This window comes from Acinetobacter portensis (genome assembly GCF_010646905.1).
In the GTDB taxonomy this organism is placed as follows: domain Bacteria; phylum Pseudomonadota; class Gammaproteobacteria; order Pseudomonadales; family Moraxellaceae; genus Acinetobacter; species Acinetobacter portensis.
On sequence record NZ_JAAARQ010000002.1, the window covers coordinates 1861949 to 1874892 of the forward strand.

Annotated in this window: 11 protein-coding genes; 5 read left to right on the forward strand and 6 right to left on the reverse strand. The window is 37.2% G+C overall.

From position 1 onward, the window contains the following. Window positions 1-30: 30 nt before the first annotated feature. A complete protein-coding gene (locus GTK57_RS08850) occupies window positions 31-1272 on the forward strand; it encodes a hypothetical protein (protein WP_163122783.1) in 1242 nt (413 codons plus the stop codon). A gap of 44 nt (window positions 1273-1316) precedes the next feature. On the opposite strand, the gene GTK57_RS08855 is transcribed toward GTK57_RS08850, so the two are convergent. After that, window positions 1317-2492: a thiolase family protein gene (locus GTK57_RS08855; protein ID WP_163122786.1), complete on the reverse strand. Its 1176-nt coding sequence runs from the start codon at window positions 2490-2492 to the stop codon at window positions 1317-1319. 108 nt (window positions 2493-2600) lie between these two features. Continuing rightward, complete coding sequence (locus tag GTK57_RS08860; protein ID WP_163122789.1) at window positions 2601-3020, reverse strand: GspH/FimT family pseudopilin; 420 nt, start codon at window positions 3018-3020, stop codon at window positions 2601-2603. A gap of 473 nt (window positions 3021-3493) precedes the next feature. Here GTK57_RS08860 and omp38 point away from each other — a divergent pair, with 473 nt between their 5' ends. Further along, window positions 3494-4540 carry an outer membrane protein Omp38 gene (omp38, locus tag GTK57_RS08865; protein WP_163122792.1) on the forward strand — a complete coding sequence of 349 codons (1047 nt, stop codon included), beginning with the start codon at window positions 3494-3496 and terminating at the stop codon, window positions 4538-4540. A 137-nt stretch (window positions 4541-4677) separates the two neighbouring features. Then, window positions 4678-5139: an OmpA family protein gene (locus GTK57_RS08870; RefSeq protein ID WP_163122795.1), complete on the forward strand. Its 462-nt coding sequence runs from the start codon at window positions 4678-4680 to the stop codon at window positions 5137-5139. Window positions 5140-5204: 65 nt separating this feature from the next. Here GTK57_RS08870 and GTK57_RS08875 read toward each other — a convergent pair whose 3' ends face one another. From GTK57_RS08875 to GTK57_RS08885, 3 genes are all read right to left on the reverse strand, one after another. Continuing rightward, on the reverse strand, window positions 5205-6674 hold the full coding sequence (locus GTK57_RS08875; protein WP_152874996.1) for an amino acid permease: 1470 nt from the start codon (window positions 6672-6674) through the stop codon (window positions 5205-5207). Between the two features lie 9 nt (window positions 6675-6683). Continuing rightward, window positions 6684-7709 carry a class I SAM-dependent methyltransferase gene (locus GTK57_RS08880; protein WP_163122798.1) on the reverse strand — a complete coding sequence of 342 codons (1026 nt, stop codon included), beginning with the start codon at window positions 7707-7709 and terminating at the stop codon, window positions 6684-6686. Between the two features lie 63 nt (window positions 7710-7772). Beyond that, window positions 7773-9143: a uracil-xanthine permease family protein gene (locus GTK57_RS08885; protein ID WP_152874994.1), complete on the reverse strand. Its 1371-nt coding sequence runs from the start codon at window positions 9141-9143 to the stop codon at window positions 7773-7775. A 174-nt stretch (window positions 9144-9317) separates the two neighbouring features. Between GTK57_RS08885 and typA the strand changes: the two genes are divergently transcribed. Next, window positions 9318-11156: a translational GTPase TypA gene (gene typA, locus GTK57_RS08890; protein ID WP_152874993.1), complete on the forward strand. Its 1839-nt coding sequence runs from the start codon at window positions 9318-9320 to the stop codon at window positions 11154-11156. A gap of 81 nt (window positions 11157-11237) precedes the next feature. Here the strand turns inward: typA and GTK57_RS08895 are convergent, their stop codons facing one another. Continuing rightward, window positions 11238-12266 (reverse strand): IS701 family transposase, encoded by a 1029-nt coding sequence (locus tag GTK57_RS08895; protein ID WP_082188993.1) that lies wholly within the window; start codon window positions 12264-12266, stop codon window positions 11238-11240. A 162-nt stretch (window positions 12267-12428) separates the two neighbouring features. Between GTK57_RS08895 and mscL the strand changes: the two genes are divergently transcribed. After that, window positions 12429-12863 carry a large conductance mechanosensitive channel protein MscL gene (mscL, locus tag GTK57_RS08900; protein WP_163122801.1) on the forward strand — a complete coding sequence of 145 codons (435 nt, stop codon included), beginning with the start codon at window positions 12429-12431 and terminating at the stop codon, window positions 12861-12863. The last annotated feature ends 81 nt before the right edge of the window (window positions 12864-12944 follow it).

Sequence of the window (12944 nt, forward strand, 5' to 3'; positions counted from 1 at the left end):
TATGCTAATTCTGTAATAATGGAGATGTATATGATTCGTAGTATAGAAGAATTAACTATAGAAAACTTGTGTTTAGATAATCTCTCAAATGAATTAAGCCATCTTAGTGAAATGGAGTTGTTATCCTTAATTTCTGATTATAAAAGTGATAAAACAGTAAAAGAAATTCTCCAACTTTATTCAATAAATACTATCCCATCCAAATTCAAAAAGCTTTTACCGTTAATTTATGCTGACTTTTGTAGTCATTGTGGTGGAAAAGTTGTTTTTGAACTTCAAAGTAAAACTTATAGTTATGGTTTATTAGAGGAACAAACAGCTCAATGTGTTCAATGTAGTCACAAGCCTAATGGTTATTCTTGCCAATGTGATGCTTGTGTAAGAACTGAAAATGAAAAAAGAATTCTAGCAGAGGCTCAAAAGAAAAGAGTTTTGTTATCTAAAAGAGAGGCTATTACAAAAGAGTATAATCCAGACGGATATGAAAAAATCGAAGAAAGTGAATTGGGAACAACAGAAAAAATCTTTCTTAGCGTTATTGTTCGGAATTGTTTATCTGAAGATGGAAAATATATTACGCCAATAAAAAACAGTTTGCTGCCTTTAACTCCAGATAATGAATTAACAACAAAACTGATTAGGTATTTAACTTCAAGAAGCATTCTTATTCCATCAATTGATTCAGAAGTGGACGCTTTTGTATTTGATGAGGATCAGATTCCAAGCAGCTATTATACTTATGAGGTGAAATATCGCTTAAATATAGAATATGAGGATAAATATAGTTTTCTTATTGAAAGATTATTGCATCCAGAAATAGAAGTTTGTGAATCTATAGAAGAGCTATTAAAAATTTGGCAAGATTTAGCTTTATATGAGGTACTAAGCTATTTTGCTCATCAGATGAATGATGTTGGATATAGTCCAGTAATAGGGGAGATTACTACGGCAACTTTTAATAAATTACTTGAAGTTTTTTCCGTTGGGCAAATTTATAATATTATTTTTAGAGCAGTGGCAAATAGTACACGAGCTTACCAATCGGGTGATTATACGAAAAAACATGCCATGAATATGGTAGTTGCCTCATGTCGAAATCAAGGTGAGAAAGCTGTTGCGGAAGAATGGGATCTGAAACCTTACAATCGAATAAAACAGTTACCTGAAAGTGAATTATCACGCCTCTTATTTACGACGATTTTTAAAAAACCAAACCAAGGGTTTTATTTCCCTCCTACATTGGAAAGTCTAGAAGTATTAGTCGAAAGTTAATAAAAACCCGCTAAGTGCGGGTTTTTATTTATTTATCGATGTTCCTAAATCAACTCAATCGCCACAGCAGTTGCTTCACCACCACCAATACAAAGTGATGCAATACCACGCTTACCGCCTGTACGTTTTAAAGCATGAATAAGCGTTAAAATAATACGTGAACCTGTAGAACCAACAGGGTGACCTAAGGCACATGCACCACCGTTAATATTTACTTTTTCAGCATCTAATTTAAAATCATCAATTGGGCACATGGTGACCATTGCAAATGCTTCATTAATTTCCCAAAGATCAACATCTTGTGCATTCCAACCTGTTTTATCTAAAACTTTTTGAATTGCACCAACAGGGGCAATGGTAAATTCAGAAGGATGTTGAGAATTTGAAGCATAAGCGATTACTTTTGCCAAAGGCTTTAATCCTTTAGCAGATGCGGTATCAGCTGACGTTATAACAAGCGCAGAAGCACCATCTGAAATTGAACTTGCATTGGCTGCTGTAATTGTTCCATCTTTCGCAAAAGCAGGGCGTAAAGTTGGAATCTTTTCAATATTGGCATTAAACGGTTGTTCATCTTTATCGATAACAACATCGCCTTTACGTGTAGACACGGTTACAGGCGTAATTTCATCTGCAAAATAGCCTTCAGTAATCGCTGTTTGCGCACGCTTAAGTGAGCGAATAGCAAAATCATCCATTTGTTCACGCGTGTAGTTACGGCTATTTGCCATATCTTGTGCAAATGAACCCATCAAACGACCTGTTTCAGCATCTTCTAAACCATCTAAGAACATGTGATCTTTAATTTCACCGTGACCCATGCGGAATCCACCACGCGCTTTAGGTAAAACATAAGGTGCATTGGTCATAGACTCCATACCACCTGCAACAATAATTTCGGCAGATCCTGCTTTAATCATATCAGCAGCTTGCATTACGGCTTTCATACCTGAACCGCATAGTTTGTTGATTGTTACCGCGCCTGTAGAATCAGGAATACCTGCTTGACGCATTGCTTGACGAGCAGGGCCTTGTTTTAAACCCGCAGGAAGAACACAACCCATAATAACTTCTTCGATATCTGATGGTTGTAGTCCTGAGCGAGCAATCGCAGCTTTAATAGTTACCGCACCAAGTTCAGGTGCTGTAACTGACGATAAGCTCCCTTGAAAACCACCCATAGCTGTACGTGCGCCATTTACAATTACGATATCTGTCATTGTTGTTTCTCCGTTTAGGTTCTAATTTATATTTCCAACTTCAAGCAGTATATAAAAAAAAGATGACGAATAAAGTGAAAAACAACTTATCCTTTAGACGCATCAGTTCTAACAATTTTGTGTGGTCTCTATTCGAATATGCCCCATTTTGCTCAAAACAAACCGCTTGTTGGGTAAGTCTTGAAATGAGCAGTAGAAAAAACTGCCATTGGAACCAATGGGTAAGCCATTGTGTTTTGTCATAAATGTGAGTGATGGTGATGAAAGGGTACCGCGCCAATCTAAAGAGCCATATTTTAGGTTGGTTTTTTCATGCAGAATAATTTTTTCATTGTCATCAACTTGTTTATTTTGGTTCTTATCTAAAAAAATAATGATTCCAATATGCCACTGAGATTTATGACATTGTTCACCATTTTCACTGGGGCAAATAACGACATTTGAACGATATGTTGCTGCATGATTTTTAGCCATAGATATACTTGAAATAAATAGGTTTTGGGTTTTTGTTGATTCAGCTTGCGCCATGTGTTTATGGAAATAAGGAATCGTATAGAAATAAATAATCGAAATTATTACGATACATATCACTATTTCTAAAAATGAAAATCCTAAATATTTTTATAAAACATAATGTTATAGATTTCTTTGAAAATATTAATGTGTTTTTAATGATTAAAGTATTGTTTTTAAATATATTTTTTGATAAAAATAATAGTTACTTAACTTTTAATAAAAATGTTAGAATAAAAGACAAGTGAAAATAAGCTATTTACTTGTAAAATTGGATAAATAATTACCGAATTACAACGGAAATTGTAAGTAATTTTGTCATAATTTGTTCGATTTACTGAATCAAGCACTTGGAAAACATGAAAAGTGTTTGTATGATGCACGTGAATAGCTTAAAAAAACAACTGGGGTATAAAAGCCTATCTCAGGATAGATATAATTTAGGCTTAAACTTGAACAACAATTGTTTATCTCTGGAGGATAAATCCATGAAAATGAGTCGTATTGCACTAGCAATGCTCGTTGCTGCTCCGTTAGCTGCTGCAAATGCAGGCGTAACTGTTACTCCATTAATGCTTGGTTACACATTCCAAGACACTAAAAACAACAATGGTAAAGATCATTTAAGCGCTACTGATGCGGCTGGCTTAAAAGATGATTTATTCGCTGGTGCTGCTATTGGTGTTGAATTAACTCCATGGTTAGGTTTTGAAGCTGAATATAACCAAGTTAAGGGTGACCTTGAAGGCGCAACTTTATCTAACGCTGAATACAAACAAACTCAAATCAACGGTAACTTCTATGTTACTTCTGATTTAATCACTAAAAACTACGATAGCAAAATCAAGCCTTACGTATTAGCGGGTGCTGGTCACTACAAATACAAGTTTGATGGTGCAAGTGCTGCTGACTTAGGTCGTACAGGTCGTGGTCTTAAAGAAGAAGGTACTTTAGGTAACGTTGGTGTTGGTGCTTTCTGGCGCTTAAATGACGTTTTATCTCTTCGTACTGAAGCTCGTGGTACTTACAACTTCGACGAATCTTTCTGGAACTACACAGCTTTAGCTGGTCTTAACGTAGTTTTAGGCGGTCACTTGAAACCTGCTGCTGCTGCTGTTGCTGTTGCTCCAATTGCTCCAGTTGCTCCAGTTCAACCAAAAGAGTTGACTGAAGACCTAAGCATGGAACTTCGTGTTTTCTTTGATACAAACAAATCAAACATCAAAGATCAATACAAGCCAGAAATTGCTAAAGTTGCTGAAAAGTTAGTTGAATATCCAAACGCTACTGCTCGCATCGAAGGTCACACAGATAACACTGGTCCATTAGCGTTGAACCAACGTTTATCTTTGGCTCGTGCTAACTCTGTTAAAACTTCTCTTGTAAATGAATACAACGTTGATCCAGCTCGTTTGACTACTCAAGGTTTCGCTTGGGATCAACCGATTGCTGACAACAAAACTAAAGAAGGTCGTGCTATGAACCGTCGTGTATTCGCGACTATTTCTGGTAGCCGTACTGTAACAGCTGAGTAATATCACGCTGTAAAAAAACGACTCTTCGGAGTCGTTTTTTTTTGCTTAAAAAAATAAGCCATTGAAATTTTGAAAATTATTAAAAGCATGATATATTTTTTGAGTATTAATTAACCAACTAAAAGAAGAGTATTAATATGAATAAGAATGTATTAGCTGCGATAATCTGTAGTTTAGCTTTGATGGGGTGTGCAACTAAATCTGTTAATCAGGACTCATCCAATCACAATACAGCTGCTCAAAATACTTTGAATGAATTGAAAAATGGTGTTTCAATTCATTTTGCAAATAACTCAAGCCAAATTGATTCTGAATATCACCCTTATATTTCTGCAGCGGCTTCGGGTTTAGCGCAGAACTCAAATTTTAAATTAAAACTCGATGGTTATACAGATAGCTCTGGTTATGTTGCTACAAATCGTCGATTATCTATTGCTCGTGCTAATTCGGTGGCAAATGCATTGGTTACAGAACATGGAGTCAATTCGGAACAATTACAGATGAAAGGTTTTGGTTCTTCTCAGCCGATTGCTTCAAATGCTACAGTTGAAGGGCGGGCGATGAATAGACGTGTAACAATGACATTGCTGACGCCATAAACATATATTTACGTTATTGAGATAATAAAAAAACAGCCAATTGGCTGTTTTTTTATTTGCATATATTATTCGCGATCAAGATTGGCAGGTTGAACATCCATTTCATTATATGGAACAACCTTAGTTTTAAACTTCCATTTATAACCCAGCCAAATGACAAGGAATAATGGAATACTAATATATGTAGATAGTAATCCTAACCAATCAATTTTCCCGCCAATGAGTGCTTCATAATTTTGTCCAAGAATAATAATTGAACATAAAATGAAAGCAAACCACGGTGCAAATGGGAAGAACTTCGCTTTATATGCTAAATCTTCTAGTTTATAGCCTTGAGCAAGATAACCTTTACGGAAGCGGTAATGAGAAATTGCAATACCTAGCCAAACGATGAAACCACACATCCCCGACATATTGAGCAACCAGTTAAATACTGCTTGTTCACCAATAAAGGTTGTAAGGAAACACAATGCTGCAACAGCAGTTGTTGCGTAAAGTGCATTCATTGGAACGCCGCGCATATCTAACTTAGCAAACCATTTTGGTGCGCGTCCTTCTCTCGCCATACTAAATAGCATGCGTGTAGAAGAATACATTCCAGAGTTACCAGCTGATAGGATTGCAGTTAAAATCACAGCATTCATTAAGCTCGCTGCAAAGGCAAAACCAGCTTGTTCATACAACAATGTGAATGGAGAAAGTGCAATATCTTCACTTGCAGCAGCTTGTAATAAGCGAGGATCATCGTAGGCAACAAGAGTTCCAATGATGAAAATACACACGATATAGAACAATAAAATACGCCAGAAAATTTGCTTAATCGCGATAGGAATGGTTTTTTTCGGGTCTTTAGATTCACCAGCAGCAACACCAACCATTTCTGTTCCTTGGAACGAGAATCCGGCAATCATTGCAACACCAATAAGGGCTTGGAATCCACCAACAAAAGGTGCATCACCTTTCGTCCAATTTGCGAAAGTATGCATGCCTGGTGTAAGCATGATTTTAGCAATCATTGCGATACCAATAATAATGAATACAATAATCGCAAGGACTTTAACAAGGGAGAAGAAGAACTCACTTTCACCAAAGCCTTTAACGGTTAATGCATTAATTGCAAAAAGAATCGCAAGGAAAATGGCACTCCAATAGAAACCAGGAATATCTGGGAACCAGAATTTCATGATAAATTGGACAGCAACCAACTCGAATGCAACAGTAATTGCCCAGTTGTACCAATAGTTCCAACCTAATGCAAAACCAAAACCGCCTTCGACGTATTTAGTACCATAAGTAAAAAATGCACCTGCAGTAGGGTTGTGTGTTGCTAATTCACCAAGGCTTGTCATCAAGAAATAAATCATGATGCCAATTAGGCTATAGGCAAGTAATGCACCGCCTGGACCTGCATTTGCAATTGTTGCGCCAGATGCTAAAAATAAACCAGTCCCAATAGAACCGCCAATGGCGATCATATTCAGATGGCGAGCACCAAGCTTACGCTTGAGCTGCTGTGTTTGACCTGTTTCGCTCATTTCAATTCCTTATGATTTCTTTTGAGTGTTAGCGAATAACACCTTAAAGCCTTGTTGGTCGGCTTTTGTTGTACATTGACCAAAATTTTGCTCAATGAGAATAGGGTAGTTTAGGAAGCGGTTTGCAACAATCCATAACTCTCCACCAGATTTTAAATGGCGACGAGCAGTTTTACATAGATTTTCACTGGTATTGTAATCGGTCTTAATTCCTTGATGGAATGGGGGATTACTTATAATCGCATGTAAAAATAGAGGAGCATCCTCAATTCCTGTTACTGCTTTAATCTCAAGCTGTTCCGTTTCTAAATTATTTTTATCGAATGTCATACGAGTAGATTCTAATGCAAAAGCATCTACATCCATCGCAAAAATACGATTTTTCGGATTTAGCTTGGCCAAATATGCACTAATGACACCTGCGCCACAGCCAAAATCGGCAATTTTACCTGAAGTGACTTTTGATAAATGTGGCAATAATACAGCTGTACCAATATCTAGGCTTTTTTGACTAAACACGCCTGGGAGGGCGGAAATGGTCAAATCACCATTTGGTGTTGGTACTTTATATTCTTGTGCCCAGTCTGCCAATGGTTTTGCGATTACTGGTTTTTCAATGGTCATTTTCCACATTTGGCAATGACGTGCACTGTCTAACTTTAATGCAGGGCCAAAAGGAAGGAGCTGTTTTGCTGCACGCTCAACCCCTCCTTTTTTCTCGCCTACTAAAAAGATAGATGCGCCAGTCGTTAAACGGCTAACCACATTATGTAAGATGTAATTCAGCAACTCTTTCGACTTTGGAACAAATATAATTGCTTGATCAAACGTACTTTCAGGAACATTAACACCAAAATGAACATTGGCTTGCTGATTTTGAAAGTATTGGTACTCATTGAAGTTCCAAGTCCAAATAATGGGCTCGATTTCTTTATCTAAATTCGAAAGCAAATCATCTGTGGGAGCGTTAACCAGTAATACACGGCCAGAAAGATATTCGTGCTGTCGAATGACAACTTCACTTCTAGGATCCATTTTCTCTCTCCATTGAACAACTATGCCCAGACAACGCTGGGCAAAGTTGATGCTGAAATGAAATTATTTCTTCGTTTCAGGAAGAATAATATTTAATAACAAAGCTGCAATACCGCCTGTCGCAACACCAGAACTAAAGATGTTACGGAATAATTCAGGAAGATGCTCTAAGATTTGTGGAACTTGTGCCACACCTAAACCTAGAGCTAATGAAATTGCAATAATAAGTAGTGCACGACGATCTAATTGAACGCCTGCAAGAATGTTAATTCCTGAAGCTGCAACAGCACCGAACATCACCATAACAGCACCACCAAGCACAGCTTGAGGTACAGCTTGAATAATACCAGCAACAGCAGGGAATAAACCCAATAAGATTAATAATACTGCAATCCAAATACCAACATAACGACTTGCAACACCCGTTAACTGAATTACACCATTATTTTGGGCAAATACAGAACTTGGGAAAGTATTGAAAATACCTGCAAGGAATGAATTTGCACCATTTACTAAAACACCACCTTTAATGCGTTCCATCCATTTAGAACCATCTACAGGTTGGTTAGATAGCTTAGATGTTGCTGTAATATCACCAATGGCTTCTAATGATGTCACAATATAAATGAATGCCATTGGAATAAATAAACTCCAAGAGAAGCTTAAACCAAAGTGCATAGGTGTTGGAATTTGAATTAAAGGAGCTTCAGTTAAACCTGAAAAGTTTAAATGTCCCATAAAACCAGCAAGAATATAACCAGCAACCAGTGCGATTAAAATAGCTGAGCTTTTGACCCAAGTAACACGAATACGATTAAGAATAATAATAAGCGCAAGTACAGTACAAGACATAATAAGGTTATCTGCATTGGCGAAAGTTTTATCGCTCATCGCTTGATAACCACCACCCATACTAATTAGACCTTCTTTAATAAGCGTTAAGCCAATAAGAAGAACCACGATACCTGTTACCAATGGCGTAATTAATTTTTTAACCCAAGGTAAAATACGTGAAACACCCATTTCAATGAATGAACCTGCAATAACAACACCAAAAATAGCAGCCATTACAGACTCGACAGGTGTACCTGCCGCAACCATTGCTGAACCAATACCAATAATTGGTCCAATAAAATTAAAACTTGTGCCTTGAACAATGAGTAAACCTGCACCAAACGGGCCAACTTTTTTACATTGAAGAAAGGTTGCAATGCCTGAAATGACCAAAGACATCGATAAAATCATGTTTGTATCTTCTTTAGATACCCCCAAAGCTAAACAAATAAGTAAGCCTGGTGTCACAATTGGGACAATAATTGCAAGAAGATGTTGGAACGCAGCAAGAAAAGCGATGAATGGTTTAGGTCGATCATTTAGACCGTAGACTAAATCGAGTTGATCTTTTTGATCAGAAGAATGATTTAAATCGGACATGAATCAAGGCAAATAGTGGCAAGATGACGCTATTCTAATCGAGTTAGACAGCATAACAAAACCAAATAACGATGGATTTTGAAAAAAAAACGTTAATGTCAATAAACTGTCACTATAAAAAGTTTATATTTTTCTGTATAATTTGCCCTCAAATTACATATGCATTGAATTTACATGTCAGATATTAAAACTCTCCGTAACATCGCCATTATTGCGCACGTCGATCATGGTAAAACAACTCTTGTAGACAAACTTTTACAGCAATCAGGTGCTCTTGGTGATCGCGCGGGTGAGATCGAGCGTGTCATGGATTCAGGCGCTATTGAAAGCGAACGTGGTATTACCATTCTTGCAAAAAATACTGCAATTAAATGGACTGATGCACGTACAAACACTGAATACCGCATTAACATCGTGGACACCCCGGGACATGCTGACTTCGGTGGTGAAGTTGAACGTGTAATGTCGATGGTTGACTGCGTATTGCTTCTTGTCGATTCTCAAGAAGGTCCAATGCCGCAAACTCGTTTCGTAACGCAAAAAGCGTTCGCACGTGGTTTGAAACCAATCGTTATTATTAACAAAGTAGACAAGCCAAGTGCGCGTCCAGACTGGGTTATTGACCAAGTATTTGATTTGTTTGACAACCTTGGTGGTACTGACGAACAGTTAGACTTCCCAGTTGTATATGCTTCAGGTCTTCGTGGTGTAGCTGGCCCTTCTCCAGAAGAACTTGCTGAAGACATGACTCCATTGTTCCAAACAATCGTAGACATCGTTGAACCGCCTGCAGTTGACGTTGATGGTCCATTCCAAATGCAAGTGTCTTCACTTGACTATAACAGCTTCGTTGGTGTTATCGGTGTTGGTCGTATTCAACGTGGTTCAGTTAAATTGAATACACAAGTGACTGTAATCGATAAAGAAGGTAAAACACGTAACGGTCGTATCTTAAAAATCATGGGTTACCATGGTCTAGATCGTGTTGATGTTGAAGAAGCATCTGCAGGTGATATCGTTTGTGTAACAGGTATCGATGCACTTAATATTTCTGACACAATCTGTGATCCGAAAGCAGTTGAAGCTCTTCCTGCACTTTCTGTAGATGAACCTACAGTGACAATGACATTCCAAGTAAACAACTCACCGTTTGCTGGTAAAGAAGGTAAATTCGTAACTTCACGTAACATTCGTGAACGTCTTGACCGCGAATTAATTCACAACGTAGCACTTCGAGTTGAAGATACTGACAGTCCAGACCGTTTCAAAGTATCTGGTCGTGGTGAACTTCACCTTTCAGTTCTTATTGAAAATATGCGTCGTGAAGGCTTCGAGATGGGTGTATCTCGTCCTCAAGTAATTTTGAAAGAAGTTGATGGCGAAAAACAAGAGCCATACGAAAACGTTACTTTTGACGTTGAAGAACAACACCAAGGTTCTGTAATGGAACAAATGGGTCACCGTAAAGGTGAAATGACAAATATGGAAGTTGACGGTAAAGGCCGTATCCGTATTGAAGCAACTGTTCCTTCACGTGGTTTGATTGGTTTCCGTTCTGAGTTCTTAACAATGACTTCAGGTACAGGGATCATGACATCTAGCTTCTCGCATTACGGTCCTATGAAACAAGGTACTGTTGCGAAACGTCAAAATGGTGTGTTGATTTCTATGGTTCAAGGCGTATGCTTGGGCTATGCATTGTTCACACTTCAAGACCGTGGTCGTCTATTTGCTAAGCCACAGTTAGAAGTTTACGAAGGTATGATTATTGGTATTAACTCTCGTTCAGATGATATGACAGTTAACCCAACTAAAGCGAAACAGTTAACGAACGTACGTGCATCTGGTACTGACGAAGCGTTAACGCTAGTTCCTGCAATTGAATACACGCTTGAACAAGCGCTTGAATTCATTGAAGATGATGAGTTAGTTGAAGTAACACCTAAGTCAATCCGTATCCGTAAGCGTCACTTGACTGAGAACGAACGTAAACGTAACCGTTCTGGTAAGTAATTAATCCTTTTATTAGGATTTGAAAAAACCGCTAACATAAGTTAGCGGTTTTTTTGTTAAAAAATTAGGACTTACGCACTGTTATTTATAGACTCTCTGTGGTAGCAGATGATTTTTATCGAGAATAAAGTCATCAATGAAGTTTTTGATCATTGGTCTAAATAACTTCTTCTGCCAACGATATACATTTTCAAAGATCCGCTCAAACTGGTTCTTTTGTATCTCAACATAGGCCATCAAGGCTGAAAAAATATGATTCGAAATCAGTTTAGATCGTCTTACTTGAAACTTTTCAATATGACAAACCTGTTTAATCACTCGGTGATATTGTTCTATTTTCCAATGACTTGAATGTAATTCATGAAAACCCTCAAAGGACAATAAATCATCTTCATCTTGATGCACAATATAAAACCTCTGCTGTTCTTTTAACTGAGTCTTAAATAATTGTACAAAGCCAAAATCTTTGAGCCAGACCACTTGACCCTGATGGAAATTTGGCAATAAACGCAGTTGAAACCATTGTCCTTTTTCTGGGGAAACCTTACGGTTACAGTCGATACCAAACATAAATCGAATACCATGTTTTCTTATGGTTTTTAGATTTCCAGTCGATGAATACCAACTATCACCTGTAATAAATTGAATCTTTGCACCCCAACTGAGTACTTCACTTAACATATCCATAAAGTAATCATTCTTGGTTTTACCTTCAGATTTGTCATAAATTCGGAAATTAATTGGAATATTTTGACCATTTTGATCTGTCGCATACAAGGTAATGAGATTAATACCCTTGACGGATCGGTGGTGTTTGCCTGACCAAAAATAGCTAACTAAGTCCATATGCTGACTATATGGTTTATCTAAAACAGTATCATCAATACTGACTATAAGTTTATTATTATCAATATGTTGAATTGCTTCTTGATATAGGTCGTGAGGTGTGTAGTCTTCACGTTCTAGAAAGCGATTTACACTATCATGCGAGATGTTATAAGTCTCGGCAAGTTGTGTGCAGCTAATAGAGTTCGGTTCTGTCATGAGAAAGCCCATATAAATGGGTAGAGTACAAGTTGCTGTAGAAGCATTTTTAATTCGTCTGATCACAGATACTTTATAAAGTATTTTAATACTTTTTTGAATCCGTCAATGCGTAAGTCCTAAAAATAATAAAAATAATAAAAAAACCAAGCGAATTAGACGGAAATGATTTTAATGATAATGTATGATTAGTCACATTAATTTTGATAACAAAAATTTGGAGAAAATATGAATGTTATTCAAGAATTTAAAGAGTTTGCTGTAAAAGGCAATGTAATGGATTTAGCTGTTGGTGTCATTATTGGTGGTGCTTTCGGTAAAATTATCGATTCAGCTGTTGCTGATTTAATTATGCCATTAATTACATGGATTTTGGGTGGGGATGTTGATTACTCAAACTGGTTCTTAGTATTGGGTGATAATCCAAGTAATGTTACAAATTTAGCTGCTGCGAAAGAAGCTGGTTTAAATGTATTTGCTTACGGTAATTTCTTAACAATCCTAATTAACTTTATTTTACTCGCTTGGGTTGTATTTTGGTTAGTGAAGTTAATGAATAAGATGCGTCGTGAGAAAGCAGCAGAAGAACCAGCTCCAACAGCTACGCCTGAAGATATTGAGTTACTTCGTGAAATTCGTGATGAATTAAAACGTAAAGGCTAATTCTAAAAGAATAAAAAAACGGCACAATTTGTGCCGTTTTTTTATGGAATCCCTCTTGTGAAGCAGTGCTTCTCATCTCCT

Coding starts and splice junctions, on each gene's coding strand:
- GTK57_RS08860 (WP_163122789.1), bottom strand. CDS start 3,020: ATGGCGCAAGCTGAATCAACAAAAACCCAAAACCTATTTATTTCAAGT.
- GTK57_RS08875 (WP_152874996.1), bottom strand. CDS start 6,674: ATGAGCGAAACAGGTCAAACACAGCAGCTCAAGCGTAAGCTTGGTGCT.
- mscL (WP_163122801.1), top strand. CDS start 12,429: ATGAATGTTATTCAAGAATTTAAAGAGTTTGCTGTAAAAGGCAATGTA.
- GTK57_RS08885 (WP_152874994.1), bottom strand. CDS start 9,143: ATGTCCGATTTAAATCATTCTTCTGATCAAAAAGATCAACTCGATTTA.
- typA (WP_152874993.1), top strand. CDS start 9,318: ATGTCAGATATTAAAACTCTCCGTAACATCGCCATTATTGCGCACGTC.
- omp38 (WP_163122792.1), top strand. CDS start 3,494: ATGAAAATGAGTCGTATTGCACTAGCAATGCTCGTTGCTGCTCCGTTA.
- GTK57_RS08855 (WP_163122786.1), bottom strand. CDS start 2,492: ATGACAGATATCGTAATTGTAAATGGCGCACGTACAGCTATGGGTGGT.
- GTK57_RS08880 (WP_163122798.1), bottom strand. CDS start 7,709: ATGGATCCTAGAAGTGAAGTTGTCATTCGACAGCACGAATATCTTTCT.
- GTK57_RS08870 (WP_163122795.1), top strand. CDS start 4,678: ATGAATAAGAATGTATTAGCTGCGATAATCTGTAGTTTAGCTTTGATG.
- GTK57_RS08850 (WP_163122783.1), top strand. CDS start 31: ATGATTCGTAGTATAGAAGAATTAACTATAGAAAACTTGTGTTTAGAT.